Origin of the sequence: Sphingopyxis sp. (genome assembly GCF_050725655.1) — a bacterium.
Lineage (GTDB): Bacteria > Pseudomonadota > Alphaproteobacteria > Sphingomonadales > Sphingomonadaceae > Sphingopyxis.
This window is the reverse complement of the sequence record NZ_JBOHHT010000084.1, coordinates 1-18,382: the sequence shown is the minus strand read 5'-3', so window position 1 is coordinate 18,382 and position 18,382 is coordinate 1. Positions and strand designations below refer to the sequence as shown.

At 65.0% G+C, this 18,382-nt stretch carries 23 protein-coding genes; 11 read left to right on the top strand and 12 right to left on the bottom strand.

Going from position 1 to position 18,382, the window contains the following annotated elements; all coding sequences use genetic code 11:
- Nucleotides 1-20: 20 nt before the first annotated feature.
- The 3 genes from ACREBX_RS11960 to rplA all read left to right on the top strand — a co-directional run bounded on the left by ACREBX_RS11960 (nt 21) and on the right by rplA (nt 2,351).
- Entirely contained in the window at nt 21-953 is a 933-nt protein-coding gene (locus ACREBX_RS11960; RefSeq protein WP_431561971.1) for an acyl-CoA thioesterase, read from the top strand.
- A gap of 263 nt (nt 954-1,216) precedes the next feature.
- Complete coding sequence (gene rplK / locus ACREBX_RS11955) at nt 1,217-1,648, top strand: 50S ribosomal protein L11 (RefSeq protein ID WP_058539477.1); 432 nt, start codon at nt 1,217-1,219, stop codon at nt 1,646-1,648.
- A gap of 4 nt (nt 1,649-1,652) precedes the next feature.
- Complete coding sequence (gene rplA, locus ACREBX_RS11950) at nt 1,653-2,351, top strand: 50S ribosomal protein L1 (protein ID WP_431561970.1); 699 nt, start codon at nt 1,653-1,655, stop codon at nt 2,349-2,351.
- A 302-nt stretch (nt 2,352-2,653) separates the two neighbouring features.
- On the opposite strand, the gene ACREBX_RS11945 is transcribed toward rplA, so the two are convergent.
- The 4 genes from ACREBX_RS11945 to ACREBX_RS11930 are packed head-to-tail and all read right to left on the bottom strand — an operon-like array spanning nt 2,654 to nt 4,714.
- Nucleotides 2,654-3,064: a VOC family protein gene (locus tag ACREBX_RS11945; protein ID WP_431561969.1), complete on the bottom strand. Its 411-nt coding sequence runs from the start codon at nt 3,062-3,064 to the stop codon at nt 2,654-2,656.
- Nucleotides 3,061-3,708 (bottom strand): heme exporter protein CcmB, encoded by a 648-nt coding sequence (locus ACREBX_RS11940; protein WP_431561968.1) that lies wholly within the window; start codon nt 3,706-3,708, stop codon nt 3,061-3,063. The genes ACREBX_RS11945 and ACREBX_RS11940 overlap by 4 nt, the downstream gene beginning before the upstream one ends.
- Nucleotides 3,705-4,289 (bottom strand): heme ABC exporter ATP-binding protein CcmA, encoded by a 585-nt coding sequence (gene ccmA, locus ACREBX_RS11935; RefSeq protein WP_431561967.1) that lies wholly within the window; start codon nt 4,287-4,289, stop codon nt 3,705-3,707. The genes ACREBX_RS11940 and ccmA overlap by 4 nt, the downstream gene beginning before the upstream one ends.
- Entirely contained in the window at nt 4,286-4,714 is a 429-nt protein-coding gene (locus ACREBX_RS11930; protein WP_431561966.1) for a metallopeptidase family protein, read from the bottom strand. The genes ccmA and ACREBX_RS11930 overlap by 4 nt, the downstream gene beginning before the upstream one ends.
- 51 nt (nt 4,715-4,765) lie before the next feature.
- On the opposite strand from ACREBX_RS11930, the gene ACREBX_RS11925 reads away from it, so the two are divergent.
- Nucleotides 4,766-5,053 carry a 4a-hydroxytetrahydrobiopterin dehydratase gene (locus ACREBX_RS11925; RefSeq protein WP_431561965.1) on the top strand — a complete coding sequence of 96 codons (288 nt, stop codon included), beginning with the start codon at nt 4,766-4,768 and terminating at the stop codon, nt 5,051-5,053.
- A gap of 286 nt (nt 5,054-5,339) precedes the next feature.
- Complete coding sequence (locus ACREBX_RS11920) at nt 5,340-6,746, top strand: amino acid permease (RefSeq protein WP_431561964.1); 1,407 nt, start codon at nt 5,340-5,342, stop codon at nt 6,744-6,746.
- On the opposite strand, the gene ACREBX_RS11915 is transcribed toward ACREBX_RS11920, so the two are convergent.
- From ACREBX_RS11915 to ACREBX_RS11890, 6 genes are all read right to left on the bottom strand, one after another.
- Nucleotides 6,743-7,093 carry a zf-TFIIB domain-containing protein gene (locus tag ACREBX_RS11915; protein ID WP_431561963.1) on the bottom strand — a complete coding sequence of 117 codons (351 nt, stop codon included), beginning with the start codon at nt 7,091-7,093 and terminating at the stop codon, nt 6,743-6,745. The genes ACREBX_RS11920 and ACREBX_RS11915 overlap by 4 nt on opposite strands.
- Before the next feature lie 97 nt (nt 7,094-7,190).
- A complete protein-coding gene (locus ACREBX_RS11910) occupies nt 7,191-7,400 on the bottom strand; it encodes a helix-turn-helix domain-containing protein (protein WP_431561962.1) in 210 nt (69 codons plus the stop codon).
- Nucleotides 7,400-7,924: a DUF2975 domain-containing protein gene (locus tag ACREBX_RS11905; RefSeq protein ID WP_431561961.1), complete on the bottom strand. Its 525-nt coding sequence runs from the start codon at nt 7,922-7,924 to the stop codon at nt 7,400-7,402. Before ACREBX_RS11905 ends, ACREBX_RS11910 begins: the two co-directional genes overlap by 1 nt.
- A 223-nt stretch (nt 7,925-8,147) precedes the next feature.
- Entirely contained in the window at nt 8,148-8,465 is a 318-nt protein-coding gene (locus ACREBX_RS11900) for a DUF2218 domain-containing protein (protein WP_431561960.1), read from the bottom strand.
- Nucleotides 8,465-9,070: a PadR family transcriptional regulator gene (locus tag ACREBX_RS11895; RefSeq protein ID WP_431561959.1), complete on the bottom strand. Its 606-nt coding sequence runs from the start codon at nt 9,068-9,070 to the stop codon at nt 8,465-8,467. Before ACREBX_RS11895 ends, ACREBX_RS11900 begins: the two co-directional genes overlap by 1 nt.
- A 98-nt stretch (nt 9,071-9,168) precedes the next feature.
- Complete coding sequence (locus ACREBX_RS11890) at nt 9,169-9,612, bottom strand: acetyltransferase (RefSeq protein ID WP_431561958.1); 444 nt, start codon at nt 9,610-9,612, stop codon at nt 9,169-9,171.
- 381 nt (nt 9,613-9,993) lie between these two features.
- Here ACREBX_RS11890 and rplJ point away from each other — a divergent pair, with 381 nt between their 5' ends.
- Together rplJ and rplL are read left to right on the top strand one after the other, a co-directional pair.
- Nucleotides 9,994-10,509 carry a 50S ribosomal protein L10 gene (gene rplJ / locus ACREBX_RS11885; protein ID WP_431561957.1) on the top strand — a complete coding sequence of 172 codons (516 nt, stop codon included), beginning with the start codon at nt 9,994-9,996 and terminating at the stop codon, nt 10,507-10,509.
- A 57-nt stretch (nt 10,510-10,566) separates the two neighbouring features.
- The gene (gene rplL / locus ACREBX_RS11880) at nt 10,567-10,938 is read left to right on the top strand and encodes a 50S ribosomal protein L7/L12 (RefSeq protein WP_431561956.1); all 372 of its coding nucleotides are present in this window, start codon (nt 10,567-10,569) and stop codon (nt 10,936-10,938) included.
- 120 nt (nt 10,939-11,058) lie between these two features.
- Here rplL and ACREBX_RS11875 read toward each other — a convergent pair whose 3' ends face one another.
- Nucleotides 11,059-12,048, bottom strand: a complete 990-nt coding sequence (locus ACREBX_RS11875) for a hypothetical protein (RefSeq protein ID WP_431561955.1) — start codon at nt 12,046-12,048, stop codon at nt 11,059-11,061.
- Between the two features lie 318 nt (nt 12,049-12,366).
- Here ACREBX_RS11875 and ACREBX_RS11870 point away from each other — a divergent pair, with 318 nt between their 5' ends.
- Both ACREBX_RS11870 and ACREBX_RS11865 read left to right on the top strand, forming a co-directional pair.
- The gene (locus ACREBX_RS11870; RefSeq protein ID WP_431561954.1) at nt 12,367-13,395 is read left to right on the top strand and encodes a D-alanine--D-alanine ligase family protein; all 1,029 of its coding nucleotides are present in this window, start codon (nt 12,367-12,369) and stop codon (nt 13,393-13,395) included.
- Nucleotides 13,392-14,252: an NTP transferase domain-containing protein gene (locus ACREBX_RS11865; RefSeq protein WP_431561953.1), complete on the top strand. Its 861-nt coding sequence runs from the start codon at nt 13,392-13,394 to the stop codon at nt 14,250-14,252. Before ACREBX_RS11870 ends, ACREBX_RS11865 begins: the two co-directional genes overlap by 4 nt.
- Here ACREBX_RS11865 and ACREBX_RS11860 read toward each other — a convergent pair.
- Complete coding sequence (locus ACREBX_RS11860; RefSeq protein ID WP_431561952.1) at nt 14,173-15,615, bottom strand: carotenoid oxygenase family protein; 1,443 nt, start codon at nt 15,613-15,615, stop codon at nt 14,173-14,175. The two genes, ACREBX_RS11865 and ACREBX_RS11860, sit on opposite strands and share 80 nt — an antisense overlap.
- Nucleotides 15,616-15,746: 131 nt before the next feature.
- On the opposite strand from ACREBX_RS11860, the gene ACREBX_RS11855 reads away from it, so the two are divergent.
- The gene (locus tag ACREBX_RS11855) at nt 15,747-16,361 is read left to right on the top strand and encodes a TetR/AcrR family transcriptional regulator (RefSeq protein ID WP_431561951.1); all 615 of its coding nucleotides are present in this window, start codon (nt 15,747-15,749) and stop codon (nt 16,359-16,361) included.
- 73 nt (nt 16,362-16,434) lie between these two features.
- A complete protein-coding gene (locus ACREBX_RS11850; RefSeq protein WP_431561950.1) occupies nt 16,435-18,219 on the top strand; it encodes a diguanylate cyclase in 1,785 nt (594 codons plus the stop codon).
- Nucleotides 18,220-18,382 lie beyond the last annotated feature (163 nt).

Genomic DNA, 18,382 nt, shown 5'->3' with positions numbered 1-18,382 from the left:
TCCGCTGAATGGAACGCGCCATGAGCCTCACTCCCGAAGAGATGCAGGCTCGTGCCGACCATGCGCGCGAAATCTACACCAGCGTCGATCGCGAACGGCTCGTCCGGCATATCGTCCACCTCTTCGATCTCGAAGCGGCGGACGAGCCCGACGAATTCACTTACCCCGCCTTCACCAAGCCGCGCCGCCAGCGCATCTTCGGCGGGCAGGTGATCGCGCAGGCGATGGTCGCCGCGGCGCGCACCGTCGATCCCGGCAAGAGCGTCCATTCGCTCCACGCCTATTTCCTGCGCGGCGGCGACGAAGCGAAGCCGCTCCACTTCCGCGTTCACCGCGATTTCGACGGGCGCAGCTTCGCCAACCGCCGCGTTGTGGTGCGTCAGGACGGCAAGGTGATCTTCAACCTCACCGCCTCGTTCCAGGCGCCCGAGAAAGGTCTGTCGCATCAGATCCCGATGACGGGTATCCTGCCGCCCGAGGAATGCTGGGACTTCGCCGATTTTATCGCCGTCGACCCCAAGATCAGCGACCGGCGCATCGAACATATGGCGCGCATGCACCCGTTCGAGGTTCGCGCCTTTCGCCCGCCGCCGTCCGAAAAGGCGACGATGCAATATGAATGGTTCCGCATTTCCTCGCCTGTCGGCGACGATCCGCTGATCCATCGCGCACTGCTTGCCTATGCCTCGGACATGGGGCTGCTCTCGACGACGCTGATGCCGCACGCGATGACCTGGGACACGCCGGGCCTGTTCTCGACCAGCCTCGACCATGCGATGTGGTTTCACGACGATATTCGCGTCGACGAATGGTTCGTCTATGTCATGGACAGCGACTGGAGCGGCGGCGGCCGCGGGATCAACCGCGGGCGCATCTATCGCCGCGACGGCACGCTGATCGCCTCGGCGGTACAGGAAGGGCTGATCCGCTACGATCCGGCCGCGACCCAGTAATTAGAGTCGTCATTGCGAGGAGCGAAGCGACGCGGCAATCCAGAGTTTGCGTAAACCGCTCTGGATTGCTTCGCTCTGCTCGCAATGACGGTCGAAAAAGCAGGCGGTCGGCTTGCCTTTTTTGGCTTTTACGTCTAACGGCGCCGCTTCGCGTCAGACAAGGGCGTGATTCCGCGCGGGAGGAAGGGGTGATGCCCTTCTGTTCGACCGCTAATTTTGAGCCTCGGATCAAGTCCGGGGCGACAGAAAGATAGGAGGCCATCATGGCTAAGAAGATCAGCGGCTACATCAAGCTGCAAGTTCCGGCAGGGACCGCAAACCCCTCGCCGCCGCTCGGGCCGGCACTCGGCCAGCGCGGTGTCAACATCATGGAATTCTGCAAGGCGTTCAACGCCGCAACCGATTCCATGGAAAAGGGCACCCCGACCCCGACCATCATCACCGTCTTTGCCGACAAGAGCTTTACCTTCGTCACGAAGACGCCGCCGGCAACCTACCTGATCAAGAAGGCCGCGAACCTCAAGGCGGGCTCGAAAGAACCCGGCAAGATCAGCGGCGGCAAGATCGCGCGCTCGAAGCTCGCCGAAATCGCCGAGATCAAGATGAAGGATCTCAACGCCAACGACATCGAACAGGCAACGAAGATCATCGAGGGCAGCGCGCGCTCGATGGGCCTCGAAGTGACGGAGGGCTGATCCGATGACCAAGCTGACCAAAAAGCAGAAGGCCCTCGAGGGCAAGGTTGATGCGCTGAAGCTGCACACCGTCGACGAAGCGCTGAAGACCGTTCGCGAGCTGGCCTCGGCCAAGTTCGACGAAACGCTCGAAATCGCGATGAACCTGGGTGTCGATCCGCGCCACGCCGACCAGATGGTCCGCGGCGTCGTGACGCTCCCCGCCGGCACCGGCAAGGACGTCAAGGTTGCCGTGTTTGCGCGCGGCGACAACGCCGACAAGGCGCTGGCCGCCGGCGCCGACAAGGTTGGCGCCGAGGACCTGATGGAAGACATGCTCGCGGGCAACCTCGACTATGGCCGCGTCATCGCGACGCCGGACATGATGGGCATCGTCGGCCGCCTCGGCAAGACGCTGGGTCCGAAGGGCCTGATGCCGAACCCGAAGCTGGGCACCGTGACCCCGAACGTCGCCGAAGCCGTGAAGGCCGCCAAGGGCGGTCAGATCGAATTCCGCGTCGAAAAGGTCGGCATCATCCACGCCGGCCTCGGCAAGCTGTCGTTCGGCGAGGAAAAGCTCCGCCAGAACTTCGACGCCTTCGTCGACGCGATCGTCAAGGCCCGCCCGGCCGGCGCGAAGGGCAAATATGTCAAGAAGATCGCGCTGTCGTCGTCGATGGGCCCGGGCGTGAAGGTCGATACGGCCGACGTGACCGGCGCCTGACAGGCACGCAATGATTTAGGGAAGGGCCGGGGGAAACTCCGGCCCTTTTCTTATGCCTGCTTTGGGTTGGGAAGCGGACGTTCCTCGCCTTCGTCACCCCGGATCAAGTCCGGAGTGACGATGAGGGACTATCCTCCCTGTGCCGCAGGCATGGGGAGGTGGCCGCGCGAAGCGCTGACGGAGCGGCTTATGGCGCGACGTTGCGGCCCCTCCACCCCCGCTTCGCGGCGGTCCCCCTCCCCACGGCTGCGCCGCAGGGAGGATCAATGTCCACAATTGGTCGAATCCCGCCTTTCCCCCGGTCAGGCCGGTTTGCGAAACTCGATCAGGTCCCATTTGTTTCCATAAAGGTCGAGGAAGACCGCGACCGTGCCATATTCGGCCTCCATCGGCTCGCGCTCGATGCGAACCCTCTTGTCGAGCAAGCGCTGATAGTCGCGCGCGAAATCGTCGGTCTGCAGGAACAGGAAGACGCGCCCGCCGGCTTGGTCGCCGATGAATTTTGCTTGTTCTTCATTGGAGGCGCGCGCCAGCAGGATCGTCGCCCCGTCCGGCGGATTGCCGGGCGGCGCGACGAGCACCCAGCGCTTGTCCTGCGCGGGCTGGTAGTCGTCGGCAACCAGCGTGAAACCGAGCGTCCCAACATAAAAGTCGATCGCCTCGTCATAATCGCGGACGACGAGCGCAATATGCGCGAGCGATTGCCGCGTCATTCGCGCAAGCCCCGTAGCGCCGCGCCGGCCGCAAATGGCCCGATCACTGTCAGCAGCAGGCTCGTCGCCGCCAGCAGCTTCATCGCCCCGCGCCCCGACGGGTCGAGCATGCCCGCGCCGAAAATCAGCATTGGCACCGCGAGCGGGAGGACGAGCAGCCCGCCGATCGCGCTGCCCCCCTTGTGGTTCGCGGTCAACGACGCACTCAGCACTGCCAGCGAGGCAAGCGCGGGAATAGCGATGGCGATTCCCGTCGCGAGCAGCTGCGTCCGCGCGCCATCCTGCGCCAGCAACGCCGCCGCCGGGAATAACGCGATCATCAGCGGCAGGCCGAAAGCGATCATGTGCGCCGCGATCTTGACGGCCGCGACAACTTCGTCGGCCATCCCGCGCACCGCGAGCTGATCCAGCACGCCGGTATCGCGGTCGGGGCGCACCAGCCGGTCGATGGGAAGGAGCGCGGCGAGCAGCGCCGCGACCCAAACCATCCCGCCGCCCGCGCGCCGCAATAGCGGAGCATCGGGGCCAACGGCGAACGGGAAGGCGGTCGCAACGAGCAGGAAAAACAGCACCGGCAGCCATAGCGCCCCGCTGCCCCACGCGCGGCGGAGGTCGCGCCAGAAGAGGGCGATGAGCGCGGTCATGCGACCGGGTCCATATCGAGTTCCGCCAGATCGGCGATGGCGAGCGCGAAGTGCGAAGCGAGCAGCAACGCGCCGCCGTTGCTCCGATGCTTTGCGATGGCGGCGACCAGCCGTGCCTGCGCCGCATCGTCCATGCCGTTCGCGGGCTCGTCGAGCAGCCAGATCGGCGCGCCCGATGCGATCACGCGCACCATCGCCGCGCGCTTGCGCTGCCCGGTCGAGAGCATCGCAACGGGAACCTCAGCGAGGGAGCCAAGCGCCATGTCGTCCATCGCGCGGTCGACACTGTGTCCGTCGACGGTGTCGATCCGCGCCCAGAAATCGAGCGCGCGGCGCAGCGGCAGCTCGGCATCGAGCGCCGATGCCTCGTCGATCAGCGCGACACGCTCGCGGCGCTCGATGGTCCCTGCGGCAGGGCGCAGCAGTCCGGCAGCGAGGCGGATCAGGCTCGATTTGCCCGCACCGTTCGGGCCGCGCAGCCACAGCGCGTCGGCGCGGCCAAGCGAGAGCGACAGATTTTCGAAGAGCAGCCGATCGCCGCGGATGCACGCAACCTGGTTCAGCCCCAGCAACGCCGTCACGCCATATCTTCCAGCGCGTGCATATCATCATCCGAAAAACCGAAATGATGCCCGATTTCGTGGATCAGTACATGGCGTACCAGCGTGTCGAGCCGTTCGCCGGTCTCGATCCATTCGACGAGGATCGGGATGCGATAGAGGGTGACGCGATCGGGCATGCCGCCGCTCTGGTCGATGCTGCGCTCGGTCAGCGGGCGGCCTTCGTAGAGCCCGGTGAGTTCATAAGGATGCTCGATGTCGAGCGAGGCGAGCATCTCGTCATCGGCGAATTCCTCGATCGAGACGACGACCCCCTCGATATGCGGGGCAAATACCGCGGGCATCGTCGCCAGCGCCGTCTCGGCCATCGCGAACAGCGCATCGGCATCGGGCGCGCCGCCGGTCCATCCAGCAGGCAAATCGGGCAGGGCAGGCTTGTCGCTCATCGCGCCCTTCCTTATGGCGGCGGCACGATATTGACCAGCGGGAGAAAGAAGATGGTGCAGAAACTCGACGATGCAGAGCGCGGCGCGCTCCTGGCGCGCTTTCCCGAATGGACGCACGAACCGGTGCGCGACGCGATCACACGCCAGTTCAAATTTGCCGATTTCGCGCAAGCCTTTGGCTTCATGGCGAGCGTCGCGATCATTGCCGAGAAGATGGACCATCATCCCGAATGGTCGAATGTCTACAACCGCGTCGACATTTTGCTGACCACGCACGACGCCGATGGCCTGTCGGAACGCGACGCGAAGCTCGCCGAGGCGATCGAGGCGCTGCTCTGACCGCTAACGACCGATAGTTGCCGTTCTTCTCCCCTCCCGCTGGCGGGAGGGGTCGGGGATGGGCAGCGACGTTGCGATGGCCCACCCCGCTGCGGCTAGCCAGCAAGCTGGCAAGCCTCGCTGCCCCTCCCGCTTGCGGGAGGGGATACCCGCGCACCCACTCTTACGGCCGCTTCACACCCCAAAGCCGCCGCTAGTGCCGATCTTCATCGCTTGACTTGCGCTGCTCGACGACCCCCTTACAAGCAGCGCAAAGCACAGCAAACGCCCCAGGGGAGCCCACCGCATGACCGACAGCCTGTTCCGCCGCAAACCGATCGTTCCGGAACGGCGGGAGGGCGAGCAGACGCTGGCGCGGACGCTGGGCTGGCCGCATCTGATCGCGCTCGGCGTCGGGGCAATCGTGGGCACGGGTATTCTGACGCTGATCGGGGTCGGTGCCGACAAGGCGGGGCCTGCGGTCATCCTGTCCTTCGGCATCGCGGGGTTGATCTGCGCTTGTGCCGCGCTCGCCTATGCCGAAATGGCGACGATGATCCCGGCATCCGGTAGCGCCTATACCTACTCCTATGTCGTGATCGGCGAACTGCTCGCCTGGGTCGTGGGGTGGAGCCTGATCCTCGAATATTCGCTTGTCGTCAGCGCGGTCGCGGTCGGCTGGTCGGGCTATGCCGCGCCGTTGCTGGAAGCATGGGCAGGCGTCCCGATGGCGCTGATGCAGGGCCCCGAACTCGGCGGCATCGTCAACCTGCCCGCGATCGCGATCATCGCGGTCGTTGCGGGGCTGCTGCTCGTCGGCACGCGTGAAAGCGCGACGCTCAACGCGATCCTTGTGCTCGTCAAAATCGTCGCGCTTATCGTGTTCGTCGCGGTCGCGCTGCCTGCGTTCAACGCGGCCAATCTCGAACCCTTCAGTCCCTTTGGCTTTGCCAAGCATATGGGGCCCGATGGCGTCGAACGCGGCGTGATGGCTGCGGCGGCGATCATCTTTTTCGCCTTCTATGGCTTCGACGCGATCGCAACCGCGGCTGAGGAAACCAAGAATCCTGACCGTGACCTCAAGATCGGCATCGTCGGGTCGATGTTCGCGTGTGTGATTATCTATATTGCCGTCGCGGTCGCCGCCGTGGGCGCCATCGCCTACACGCGTTTCGCCAACAGCCCCGAACCGCTGGCACTGATCCTGCGCGAACTCGGCAGCCCGCTCGCGGCGCAATATCTCGCGGTCTCGGCGATCATCGCGCTGCCGACGGTCATTCTCGCCTTTTTCTATGGTCAGAGCCGCATCTTCTTCACGATGGCGCGCGACGGGCTGCTGCCCGCCAGCCTTGCCAGGCTGTCGTCGCGCGGGACGCCGGTGCGCATCACGATCTTCACTGCGCTCGTCGTCGCGGTGCTCGCGGGCTTCATCCCGCTCGGCGAGCTTGCCGCGCTCGCCAATGCCGGCACGCTCGCGGCGTTCACCGCGGTGTCGATCTGCATGCTGATCATGCGCCGCCGCGCGCCCGATGCGCCGCGTACCTTCCGTACGCCGCTGCCTTGGGTCGTCGGCGGCATCGCGGTGCTCGGCTGCATCTATCTCTTCTTCAGCCTGCCGGCGCAGACGCAGTTATGGTTCCTCGTGTGGAATGTCGGCGGACTGGGCGTCTATTTCCTTTATGCCCGCCGACACGCCGTCGTCGGTTCGTCCTAGTCGAACAACTCGCTCAGGAAGCTCTTCTTGTAATTCTTCTTGTACGGCTTGCCGTGGTGGCGGTCGTCATAGCCGCGCTCGCGATATTCGGGCTGCTGCTGTGGCGGCGGGGGAGGAGCAGATGCGCGCGGCGCGGGCGCGGAGGTGCTGGCGGCTTCGCTGCGCTCGATGATCTTGTCGAGTTCGCCGCGATCGAGCCAGACGCCGCGGCATTGGGGGCAATAGTCGATCTCGATTCCCTGCCGTTCCGACATGGTCAGGTTCACGCGGCAGGTCGGGCAAAGCAGCCCCTGGGCATCGGACACGAAGTTTCCTTTCAAGGCAAAGGCGACCCGACGGGCCGCCATGTCCCTAACGTGGCACGGCCAACTTGCGTTCCGCAAACAGAAAAGGTCCCGCTCCGACCGGGGAGGCGGAGCGGGGCCGAGTTTCGCCGTGCTCTGTTCAGCTGTCGGCTTCGAAAGCCAGCAAGTCGCCGGGCTGGCATTCGAGTTCGATGCAGATCGCCTCGAGCGTCGAGAAGCGCATCGCCTTTGCCTTGCCGGTCTTGAGGATCGACAAATTGGCCAGCGTGATGCCGATGCGGTCGGACAGATCGGTCAGCGTCATCCGCTTCGCGTTGAGCAGGTCATCCAGTTTCACGACGATCGCCATCACACGGTTCCTTCCAGCTCGTCGCGCATCGCGGTGCCCTGTTCGAACACCGCCGCGAGGACGAAGGCGAGGAGGATCGCGAGCAGGCTGCCGAGCGAAATGCCCCCCATGTCCGCAAAATCGCTGCCCGCTTTCGCAATGCTGCCGGCGGCCCACTGCAGCGGGATCGCCAGCAACTGCGTGACGACCAGCGCCCAGCCGATCCGGCGCAGCCGTCCGGCATTGGCGGGAATGAAGGGATCGCGCGCCGCGCTCGCCACGAGGGCCTGAAACTGGCGGATCATATAGGCTGCGGCGGCAAGGATGGCGAAGAGCAGCAACATCAGTACGCTGACCGGGAAACGCAGCGTCGTGACGTCGATGAATTCGGGGCTGCCGCGGAAGCCCTCCATTACCTCGGGCCAGGCGACGATCAGCGCGATTGCGACACCGATGACGAGCAGCGCGGACGCCACGATCAATCCGAGGATCAGCCAAAGCAGCCCGCGCGTCGCGCCGAGAAGGGTGTTGTTGGGAACAGGCATATCGTTCTCCGATGGTTTGCTTATCGAAGAACGATATATTTCCAGCTTTTCTTATCGTCAATCGATAATATCGAAAAACGATAATCAGTCGCCTCGGCGGCCGCCGGCACGTGCCCCTATCGTCACCCCGGACTTGAACGGGATTCCATGACTGCATGCGCGGTGCTTCGATCGAGGGCGTTATGAATCCCGGATCAAGTCCGGGATGACAAGGGGAAGGGGGTCAAGCCGCCTGCCAGTCGAACGTCAGCGGCGCCTCGCGAAAGGCGAAGCGGTCGAGGTGGCGCGCCACCACGTCCCTCATCGCGTCCACATGCTCGGCGCTGCTAGCGTCTATGCGGACCGACAGCGCGTCGGCTCCGGCATCGAACGTCACCAGCGCATCGCCGGTCCATGTCGCGCTGCGCGCGTCCTTGGGGAAGATCACGGTGCCGTGGTCGGGCGTGAATTCGACCGCGAGATTATGCTGCCAGTGCTTGCAAAGCTGCTGGAGATATTTGCTCGCGTGCGCCGTGGGCACGTTGGCGACAGCGCTAACCATCACAGCCGCTCGATCTTTTGCGCCGCCTCGTCGATCAGCGCGACGATGTCGTGCAGCGCCGCATTGTCGAGGTCGCGGTCGCCGAGGCGGTTCATCAGCACCTGGCGCAGATTGCCCATCGCGCGGCGCACCGACGCCGAGTCCGTGCGCTGCGTTTCCTCACCGACCGCGGTCAGGCGGGTGATCGCGGCGTCGACGATCTCGCTATTGGCTTCGAGTTCGGCGCGTCCCGCGTCGGTGATCGCGAACAGCTTTTTCGCGCCGTCGCTCTGCTGCGCTTCGATCTGCCCCATGTCGTCGAGCATCGTCAGCGTTGGATAGATGACGCCGGGGCTCGGCGCATAGCTGCCGCCGGTCAGTTCCTCGATCTGGCGGATCAGGTCGTAGCCGTGGCGCGGTTCGTCGGCGATCAGTTTCAAGAGCACGAGCCGAAGCTCGCCGCCGTCGAACATCCGCCGCCGCTCGCCGCGCTCGCCCCGGCCTCCGCCACGACGACCGCCGCCGCCGAAGCCGTGCCCGAACCCGTGGCCAAAGCCGCGGCCGCCGCGATGCATCGCGTGCCGCCCGCCGCATCCGCGACCATCCATTTTCGCATAGAATATCATTTTTCGTTCCTTAGAGTGATTCTAGATGCGTCTAAGATATATCTTAAGATAAAATGTGCAAGGGCTTCTGGATAAATTCTCGATGGTATGCGGGGCGATCAGCTTCGCGGCGCGAAGCGCAAGTGAATCAACGGATAGGCGCGGCCTTGGCCATCGCGCTCTGATCGGCTGGTCGGCACGAAACCCAGGCGCTCGTAGAAACCGACGGCCTGCTTGTTCTGCTCGTTCACTTCGGTCGTAAGCGTCGGATGGCATTCCAGCGCATGCGCGACCAGCGCACGCCCGACCCCGCCTCCGCGATGTGCGGGATCGATGAACAACGCCTCCATGCTCGATCCGTCGAGCAGCATGAAGCCGATCGGCCGGTCATCGGCGTCGACTGCCAGCCACAGTGGCGCTGCGGGCAGGAAGGATTGGACTTCGGCTTCGATCGCGGCGCGATCTTCGGCTGCCAGAAAGTCGTGCGTCGCATCAACGGCGTCGCGCCATATCTCGACGACGCGCGCGCCGTCGGCGGGTGTCGATTGTCGGATCCGTATCATGAAGGGCCTTTAGTCGATCGCGACAGGGCTCGCCAACCCGGAAGGCCACCGAAATCCCGCGATCGGCCTTGACTTTGCACCCATCGACGCTATTAGCGCCCCCGTGTTGCCGCGGGTTCGCGCTATGTGGACTTGGGGCAATTCCGTCCGAGACAGTTGGTGAAGGGGATTTGCCCTTCTTAATTTCCAGCCGAGACGGGGAACAGTCTTTTTCGGTCGCCCGCCTGTTTGATCAGGCGACGCGTCTTGACCGACCCCATCGGACATCGTTGCGCAAATGCAGGCGAGCCTTGGCTCGCGTCTGTCTTTGCGTGTGTTAGCCGCCCGGCGGCGTGTGCGTTTCGGCGCGCGCGGTTCCGGGCAGATGAGTGGAGTATAGGCATGGATCGTACGGAAAAGGCCGAAGCCGTATCCTCGCTGAACGCTACGCTGGCATCAGCTGCCTCGGTTGTGGTCGTCCGCAACCTTGGCATGACCGTCGCTCAGTCGACGGTGCTGCGCCAGCAAATGCGTGATGCAGGGGCCGACTTTCGCGTCACGAAGAACCGTCTTGCCAAAATCGCGCTCGATGGCACGTCCTACACCGGTATCGGCGAACTGCTGACCGGTCCCACCGCACTTGCAACCTCGACCGATCCGGTCTCGGCTGCAAAGATCGCGGTGGAATTTGCCAAGACCAACGACAAGCTTGAAATCGTTGGTGGCGGCATGGGCGACGTGGTCCTCGACGTGAATGGCGTCAAAGCGCTGGCTTCGCTTCCCTCGCTCGACGAGCTCCGCGCCCGGATCATTGGTCTGGTGCAGGCTCCGGCCACCAAGGTTGCGCAAATTGCCGCAGCCCCGGCGGGCCAGTTGGCGCGGGTTTTTGGCGCATATGTCGCCAAAGAAGCAGCGTGATTTCGAACTGAACTGAAACTTACTGCCGGGACATCCCGGTTCTGATGGAGAATGAACATGGCTGATCTTGCAAAGATCGTTGAAGAACTGTCGACGCTGACCGTCCTCGAAGCGGCTGACCTGTCGAAGCTGCTCGAAGAAAAGTGGGGCGTTTCGGCTGCTGCTGCTGTTGCTGCCGCTCCGGCCGCTGCCGCTGCTGGCCCGGCTGCTGAAGAGCAGACCGAATTCGACGTCATCCTGACGGGTGACGGCGGCAACAAGATCAACGTCATCAAGGAAGTCCGCGCGATCACCGGCCTGGGTCTTGGCGAAGCCAAGGCACTCGTCGAAGGCGCGCCCAAGGCGATCAAGGAAGGCGTGAACAAGGCGGAAGCTGAAGAGCTGAAGGCCAAGATTCTTGCTGCCGGCGGCACCGTCGAACTGAAGTAATTCGGTTGGATGGGTTCCGGCCGGTTGATCCGACCGGGGTCCAGCGAAAAGAAAAAGGGCGGCGCCGCGAGGCACCGCCCTTTTTTTATGCGGTGAGGGGACCACCGCGAATTGTCGGGCCTAGTTGTTCGAATAGCCCGGACGGAAGGTGGTCGAGGTGCGGACACGCGCGGGTTCGGGGCGGCGCACGTCCTGTTCCTGCGTCGCAGGGGCAGGGCGCTGGGCGATTTCCCATGCGCTCACCGGCTTGCGAGTCATGTCCTTCTGCGCGCCGAGTGTCTCGTCATAGACGGTGCGTTCTTGGCGATCGAGGAAACGCGCACGCTTCAACCGCTTGCTCAGCGTCGCAAAGGGGTTGTCGTCGGTGGGCCCGGCCATCGCCATCGCCTCGTGACGACCCATGCTGCCACTTGGCGCCGCGGCGAAGGCGGGAACTGTCCGCGGAGCGACCTCTTCGCGCGGGGCATAGGCGGGCGTGATCCACGGCTGCGTTTCGCCGGTCACCGGCTCGGCCGCAGCGTCGGGCGCGGGCTCATATTCATACGCCGTGGCTTCCGCGCCGGCCACGCGGCGGCGGCGGGCGAAGGCCAATCCGGCGCCGCCGATGATCAGCAGCGCGGCTGCGCCGCCGGCGATCTCCCAAGGAAATTCATTGCCGGTCGTGCTGGCCGTTTCAGCGGGCAGCGATGCCGGCTCGGCGATCGGCTCGGCCGGCGCTGCCATCGGGGTGGCGATCGGCGTAGCTTCCTCGATTGCCGGAGCCTCGGCCGCCGGCGTCGCGGCCGGCGTGGCCGTCGCTGCTACGGGCGCCGCCGAGCGCGCACGCGGTGCTGCGCGTTCGGCGCGCGCCGGGGCGGGCGCTGCGGCGCGCTGCGCTGCCTTGGGTGCGGGAGCAGTCTTTTCGACCGGGATATCCAGCGGGACGCGGATAACCGGGGCCGGTGCGGCGGGCTGCGCGGTTGCGACTGCGGCGGTGGTGCTCGGTTCGGGCACCGTGGGCGGGGTCTGCGGTGTTGGCGCCGCGACTGGCGGGGTCATCGTAACAGTCGGGGCTTCCTGCGCAAAAGCGCCGGGGGTGGAAAGAACCAGGAACGCGGCAATCGCGCTCATGGCGGGGCGGGAGAGGGCGATATTTCTTGTCATAGTGAAGGACGAACGAGCCACCTGCCGAAAATGCTGCTTGGGCAGCCCGGTTTCCGGGATGAGCCGTGGCTGCCGAACGGCGCGGCGAGGATTCATGTGCGGCTGGTCGTGCCGTCATACCATTTTTGCGATCGGTCGGACCGGCCCGATGATCGCCCGGGGCGGTTCAGGGAGCACGCATTTGCAAGGACATGCGCTTCATTATGACAGGGATTTTGCGTTTTGGTGTCGGGCGGGTCACCAATTCGTCATTCCGGCGCAACCTGGGCGTGATCAAAGCCGCGCATGAAAACCACCGACCTTGCCCCGACCCGGCTGCCGAACCAGCTGTGCGAGACGCAGCGGCTCCTCTTCATCGCCAAGCATGCCCGCTGGACCGGTGGGCTACATGCCGATGACGGCAATCACGCGCTCTATCACCGCGAAATGCGCGAAACGCTCGAAGGGATCGGCATCGAGCTGCTGATCGCCGACAGCTATGCCGCGCTGTTCGACCGACCCGCCGCCGATTTCGTCTTCCCGTTGCTCAATCGCGGCGGCTTCTTCAATTCCGAAATGCTGCTGCCCTTGCTCTGCAACCAGCACGGGCTGCCCTATCTTGGCGCCTCGCCGATCGTGCGCGGCTTGTCCGACGACAAGCATCTGACCAAGCTCGAGGCCGCGGCGCGCGGCGTGCCGACCGCGTCTTGGGCGCTGTTTCGCCGCGGCGCTCCGGTTGACGTGTCGCGCTGCCCACCGGCGCGGCGCTGGGTGATCAAGCCGAACAACAGCTCGGCCTCCTGGGGTGTTCGCGACGCGCACGACCGCGTCGAGCTCGCGCGCTCGGTCGCCGAAATCCACGCGCTCGATCATGACGCGCTCGTCGAACCCTTCATCGACGGCAGCGATATCGAGGTGCCCGTGATCACGCTCGATGGCGAACCCGCGATGCTGCCGATGATGATTTTCGAGCAGGACGATCCGGCCCAGCTTCGGACCTATCAGGAAAAGCGCGATCTGGTCGGCAATGTCGGGTACAGTATCAAGCGGTTCGACGATCCTGCGATCAGCGAGCAGATCATCGACTACACGAACCGCATGGCGGACATATTCCGCCCGTTCGACTACGGCCGGTTCGAGTTTCGCGTCGATCACACGACCGGCGATGTCCGTCTGCTCGAGGTCAATCTCAACTGCAATCTCTGGTCCGAAAAGCTGTTCTCGCGCTCGGCGGTGGCGGCGGGCTTCACTCACGCGACGCTAATTGAAACGATCGTCGCCGAAAGCATGCTTCGCCAGATCGCGCCGGCCGCGGCGCGGCGGAGCGCCGCATGAGCGGTTCGATCCTGATCCTTGCCGGCCGCCGCGACGGTGCCGTCGATGCGCTGGCCGAGGCGTATGGTGTCGGCGACAAATGCCTTGTGCCGGTCGCCGGCAGGCCGATGATCGCGCATGTTCTCGAAAGCGCGGCCGATAGCAGCGCCCGGCAGGTGTTCGTTTCGACGCATCACGCGGTGCTGCTCGCCGAGTTGAACGACCCGGTGGTCGATCTGCTCGGTGACCGGCTGATCATTGTACCTGCGGCCGACAATCTGGCGGATTCGGTTCTCGCTGTCGCGGGGATTGCCAGCTTCCCGCTGCTCGTTACGACCGCAGACAATTGCCTGCTGACCCCCGCGACGATCGCCGAAATCGAAGCCGAAGCGGAACGGCTCGGCGCGGATGCCGGGGTTGCGCTGGCGCGGCGCGAGGATGTGCTGGCGGTTCATCCCGAAGGCCAGCGGCGCTTTTACGAGTTTTCCGACGTCGCGGTGTCGAACTGCAACGCGTATTGGCTCGGGCACCCGAACGCGTTGAGGGCGGCGGAGGCGTTTCGCGGCGGCGGCCAGTTCGTCAAGAAGCCGTTCCGCGTGATGCAGGCGTTCGGCCTGATCAACCTGCTCCGTTTCCGCTTCGGGCTCGGTCCGATCCACCACATCTTCCAGCGAATTTCGCGCCATCTGGACGTCGAGATCGCCCCGCTGCTGGTCAGCAACGGGGCGACGGCAATCGATGTCGACAATGAAAGGTCGCGGCGCGTGACCGAGGCGCTGATGAAGCGCCCCGACATCGTCAATCCGCGACCCAGTTCCCGTGGAAGCCGGGGGGCACCCGATGCGGAAGATGCACGACAGCTTGCGGTGACCCGGTAAAGTCGTCGGCGTTGAGGATGACGAGCGCGGTCGTCTCGTCATTCATGTCGACCACCAGGCCGATCAGCCAGCCGTCGTCCTCGCCGCCGCTTTCGCTGCGCGGGACGAAAACGAACTCGCCGGGATGCCGGCCGGGGCCGAAATCGTGGATGGCGGTCGTGCCCTTGTCGAGGTCGTGCTTGAACAGGCGCGTGTCCGCGAGCGCCCATTCAGCCGACACGCCGTCGGGGATCGCGATCGTATAGGCAAAGCGATAGGGTTTCGTGGTCAATCGTTCGTCATAGCGCGGGAATTCCTGCGCATGATCGTGGATGACCGTGCGAACCGTGGTGCCCGCCGCCGGATCGATCGTCCAGCGTTCCATCCGCGATTTCTCGCTGTCGGGACCACGTTTCGAACTCGCGAACATCGTTTCGTGCGCGACAACGTCGACGATCACCTTGCCGTCGCCGGTTTCATAAGCGTTGGCGGCGTGAAAGACATAGCAGGGCTCGACCGGCGCCCAGATGATGTTGTCGCCGCTGCCTTTCCTGGGGAGGAGGCCGACGCGTGCCGGATGTGCGTCGTTCCACGCATAAGGGAAGCGATAGCCGCCAAGCAGCATCTTCATCGAGAAGGTGACGGGCAGGTCGAAGACGAGCACATAATTCTCGGTGATCGCGCAATCGTGGATCGACGGACCGTCGCTGACCGCGATCGCCTCCTCGCGAATGACATGCGCTTGCCTGTCGAGCACGACGTGCCAGACCTTGTTCGGCTCGTCGCCGCGATAGGTGATCGCGTGCATCTCGTCGGTCACCGGATCGTGATGCGGGTGCGCGGTATAGGAGCCGACGAGGGTGCCGTCGAACGGGTTATGCGCGATGGTATTGAGTTCGTAACCGAGCTCGACAGGCTTGCCGCCGGCTTCGACGATGGCGAAGGTGCGGCCGGCGAGGCCGACGACATTGGTGTTCGGCGCGTCATTGCCGTCGGCGCGCGGGCCGGGAGGGAGCTCCTCGCCGAGCACTTCGCAGGCTTCCGAGCCGCGGACCCAGCGGTTACGATACCAGTCGGCCTTGCCGCCTTCGATACGGATGCCGTGGACCATGCCGGCGCCGGTGAACCAGTGATAGCTGGCGGGATCGGGGGCGGCTGCGGGGTTCGGCCCGTTGCGCAGGTAACGGCCGGTCAGCGCGGTGGGGATCTCGCCCTCGACGCTGAGTTTCTCCAGCGTGACCTCTTCGGTCATCGGCTTGTGGATGCCCGTCAGGAACGGGTGCGCGTCGGTGGGGCGGGGGAGGCGCTTGCGGTTGAAGTCGGCGACCTTGCCGATGCCTTTCGCGACCGCGCCGCGGATCAGGGTTTCGACGTTGCTTGCCATGATATTGCTCCTTACGGATGTTGGCGAAAGTGCCGCCCCTCGGCTGGCCGGGAGGCCGGCCGCTCGGGATAAATTGCCCCTCGGGCAGCGGGGGGCTTGTGCGGGCGACTCGATATGTTTACAGTGACAACATGATGACGAACAAAGATAACAGTGTCAACATAAAAAGCGACGGCGCGAAGGCGGCGGGCGCTTATCATCATGGCGACCTGCGCGCGGCGGTGATCGCTGCGGGGCTGAAGCGGCTGGAGGACGCCAACGGCGCCGAGCTCGGGCTGCGCGCGCTGGCGCGCGACGTCGGCGTGAGCGCGACCGCGCTGTACCGGCATTTCCCCGACAAGGAGGCGCTGCTCGACGCGCTCGCCGACGAAGGGCTGCGGCGCCTCGGTGCGCTCCAGGCGCAGGCGTGGTTGAAGGCGGGCGGCGCAGTTGCGGGCTTCAAGGCGACGGGCATCGCCTATGTTCGCTTCGCCCACGACGAGCCCGCTCTGTTCCGGCTGAGCTTCACGCGCCAGATGTCCGAACGCTGTCCCGACGGCAGCAGCGATGGCGGCGAGGTCGCGTATAATCTGCTCCGCGCGGGGGTCGGGGAGGCGCTTCCCGGCGTCGAAGACCCCGATACCGCGGCGCTCCACGCCTGGGCACTGGTGCATGGCCTCGCGATGCTGATCCTCGACCGGCGCATCGAATGGGACGAAGCGAAGGTCGCGGAAGTTGTCGGGCTAACCTTTGGCGGGGTTGGCTGAGGCCCGCACGAAAGCGCCGCGCGTGGGTATTATTATTAGCGGTTTATTTTCCCCTTTTCGGTTAACTGATCGCATGACCCAGTCGCTGTCCCCCAGAGTCGAAGCGGTCTTTTGGTTCCTGCTGACCGCAACGGGATATTTCCTGCTTGCCAGCCTGTCGTTGCACGCCACCAAGGGCGCCGACAATATCGCGGCGGTATGGCCGGCCAGCGGATACCTCCTCGCGCTGCTCCTCCTGATGCCCGCATCCGCGCGTGTCGTGGCGTTCGCCGGGATGGTGGCGGCCAGCCTGGCGGCGAACATCCACGGCGGTGCGCCGCTCTGGTCGAGCCTTGCCTTCACTTTTTCGAACGGCTGCGAAGCCGCGCTTGCGCTGTGGATATTGCGTCGCCGCGAGCCGGGCGAACTTTCGTTCATGGTGCCGCGGTCGGTCATCAGCTTTTGCATCGCGGCGTTCACGGCGAGCACGGTCAGCGCCGTCCTTGCGTGGGGGCTCGCTGGAAAGGGGCTCGATTTCCTCCTTTCGTGGCTGACGACGGTGTTGCTGGGCATGCTGATCGTGACTCCGCCGATCGTGATGCTCGCCCGGATGGTCGGCACGAATGCGCTGGCCAACGCGTCCACGCGGATGAAAGCCGAAGCGACCGCGATCCTGACGGCCACCGGCCTCGTTACCATCGCGTGCTTTTCCCAGGCGCAATTTCCCGTGACCTTCCTGCCGTGCATCGCGGTGGTCGCGGCGGCGTATCGCCTCGGCCCCTTTGGTGCGGCGACGGGGATGCTGATCGTGACGCTCATCGCCTCGCTCGTGACGGGGCAGGGCTATGGACCGATCGCGGCGATCGAAGGCTCGCAAAAGGTCCGGGTGCTGTTCCTGCAATTCTATCTGCTGGTGCTGTTGTTCACGACCTTGCCGCTCGCGGCGTTGCTGATCGGGCGCCAGCGGCTCGCCAAGCGGCTGGAGCAAAGCAACCGCTGGCTGCTGCAGGCGGAGGCGGCGGCGCTGGTCGGGCATTGGCGCGTCGACCTTATCGGCTGGACGATCACATGGTCCGACCAGAGCTATCGCATCCACGGATTGGAACCCGGAATGCCGGTCGACGTCGATTATAGCGTAAAACAATATGTCGCCGAGGACCGGCTGGCGGTGCGAAAGATTCTGGCCGACGCGGTTCGCACCGGCCAGCCGTTCGAATTTCAGGGGCGGATATTGCGCGCCGACGGCGAGATACGGCATGTCAAATCGCACGGATCGATCGAGATGGGCCGCGGCGGCAAAGCCGTCGGCATTTTCGGGACCGTCCAGGACGTGACCGAGACGGTCGAGAATGCCCGGATCCTCGAGGCGGCGCGAAGCGCGGCAGAGCGCGTCGCCAACACCGACATGCTCACCGGCCTGCCCAATCGCCGCCATACGCTGGCCTTCCTCGAAAAGGCGCTGGCGGGCGCCCGCGACCATGGCGCGCCGCTTGCGGTCGCGATCTTCGACATCGATCATTTCAAGCGGATCAACGACACGCACGGCCATGCGGTGGGCGATCAGGTGATCCGCCGGGTCGCGCAGCGCGCCAACGCGGCGCTCCGCGACGAGGACATGCTCGGCCGCATCGGCGGCGAGGAGTTCGTCTGCATCCTCCAGCGATCGAGCGCGCAGGCGGCCGAAATCGTCGCCGAGCGCGTCCGCAAGGCGGTCGAGGTCGGCACCGCCGCGGAAGACGACCTGCCGAACGCGACGATCAGCGTCGGCCTGGCTGTCTATGACGGCGAGGCCGACGTCGAGGAGCTGCTGCACCGGGCCGACAAGGCGCTCTATGTCGCCAAGCGCGAAGGACGGAACCGGCTGCGCATGGCCGCGTGAGGCGGCCGAATGACGCCTTTCGACCGATAGTTGCCGTTCTTCTCCCCTCCCGCAGGCGGGAGGGGTCGGGGGTGGGCAGCGACGTTGCTATGGCCCACCCCGCTGCGGCTAGCCAGCAAGCTGGCAAGCCTCGCTGCCCCTCCCGCTTGCGGGAGGGGATACC

What these genes read in the sequence shown, in the direction of transcription:
- rplL (WP_431561956.1), top strand. Translation starts at nt 10,567, where the DNA reads ATGGCTGATCTTGCAAAGATCGTTGAAGAACTGTCGACGCTGACCGTC.
- ACREBX_RS11860 (WP_431561952.1), bottom strand. Translation starts at nt 15,615, where the DNA reads ATGGCAAGCAACGTCGAAACCCTGATCCGCGGCGCGGTCGCGAAAGGC.
- rplK (WP_058539477.1), top strand. Translation starts at nt 1,217, where the DNA reads ATGGCTAAGAAGATCAGCGGCTACATCAAGCTGCAAGTTCCGGCAGGG.
- ACREBX_RS11925 (WP_431561965.1), top strand. Translation starts at nt 4,766, where the DNA reads ATGGTGCAGAAACTCGACGATGCAGAGCGCGGCGCGCTCCTGGCGCGC.
- ACREBX_RS11875 (WP_431561955.1), bottom strand. Translation starts at nt 12,048, where the DNA reads ATGAGCGCGATTGCCGCGTTCCTGGTTCTTTCCACCCCCGGCGCTTTT.
- ACREBX_RS11895 (WP_431561959.1), bottom strand. Translation starts at nt 9,070, where the DNA reads ATGATATTCTATGCGAAAATGGATGGTCGCGGATGCGGCGGGCGGCAC.
- ACREBX_RS11960 (WP_431561971.1), top strand. Translation starts at nt 21, where the DNA reads ATGAGCCTCACTCCCGAAGAGATGCAGGCTCGTGCCGACCATGCGCGC.
- ACREBX_RS11940 (WP_431561968.1), bottom strand. Translation starts at nt 3,708, where the DNA reads ATGACCGCGCTCATCGCCCTCTTCTGGCGCGACCTCCGCCGCGCGTGG.
- ACREBX_RS11855 (WP_431561951.1), top strand. Translation starts at nt 15,747, where the DNA reads ATGATGACGAACAAAGATAACAGTGTCAACATAAAAAGCGACGGCGCG.
- ACREBX_RS11920 (WP_431561964.1), top strand. Translation starts at nt 5,340, where the DNA reads ATGACCGACAGCCTGTTCCGCCGCAAACCGATCGTTCCGGAACGGCGG.
- ACREBX_RS11850 (WP_431561950.1), top strand. Translation starts at nt 16,435, where the DNA reads ATGACCCAGTCGCTGTCCCCCAGAGTCGAAGCGGTCTTTTGGTTCCTG.
- ACREBX_RS11900 (WP_431561960.1), bottom strand. Translation starts at nt 8,465, where the DNA reads ATGGTTAGCGCTGTCGCCAACGTGCCCACGGCGCACGCGAGCAAATAT.
- ACREBX_RS11910 (WP_431561962.1), bottom strand. Translation starts at nt 7,400, where the DNA reads ATGGCGATCGTCGTGAAACTGGATGACCTGCTCAACGCGAAGCGGATG.
- rplA (WP_431561970.1), top strand. Translation starts at nt 1,653, where the DNA reads ATGACCAAGCTGACCAAAAAGCAGAAGGCCCTCGAGGGCAAGGTTGAT.
- ACREBX_RS11915 (WP_431561963.1), bottom strand. Translation starts at nt 7,093, where the DNA reads ATGGCGGCCCGTCGGGTCGCCTTTGCCTTGAAAGGAAACTTCGTGTCC.
- ACREBX_RS11930 (WP_431561966.1), bottom strand. Translation starts at nt 4,714, where the DNA reads ATGAGCGACAAGCCTGCCCTGCCCGATTTGCCTGCTGGATGGACCGGC.
- ACREBX_RS11865 (WP_431561953.1), top strand. Translation starts at nt 13,392, where the DNA reads ATGAGCGGTTCGATCCTGATCCTTGCCGGCCGCCGCGACGGTGCCGTC.
- ACREBX_RS11905 (WP_431561961.1), bottom strand. Translation starts at nt 7,924, where the DNA reads ATGCCTGTTCCCAACAACACCCTTCTCGGCGCGACGCGCGGGCTGCTT.
- ACREBX_RS11945 (WP_431561969.1), bottom strand. Translation starts at nt 3,064, where the DNA reads ATGACGCGGCAATCGCTCGCGCATATTGCGCTCGTCGTCCGCGATTAT.
- ACREBX_RS11890 (WP_431561958.1), bottom strand. Translation starts at nt 9,612, where the DNA reads ATGATACGGATCCGACAATCGACACCCGCCGACGGCGCGCGCGTCGTC.
- ACREBX_RS11870 (WP_431561954.1), top strand. Translation starts at nt 12,367, where the DNA reads ATGAAAACCACCGACCTTGCCCCGACCCGGCTGCCGAACCAGCTGTGC.
- rplJ (WP_431561957.1), top strand. Translation starts at nt 9,994, where the DNA reads ATGGATCGTACGGAAAAGGCCGAAGCCGTATCCTCGCTGAACGCTACG.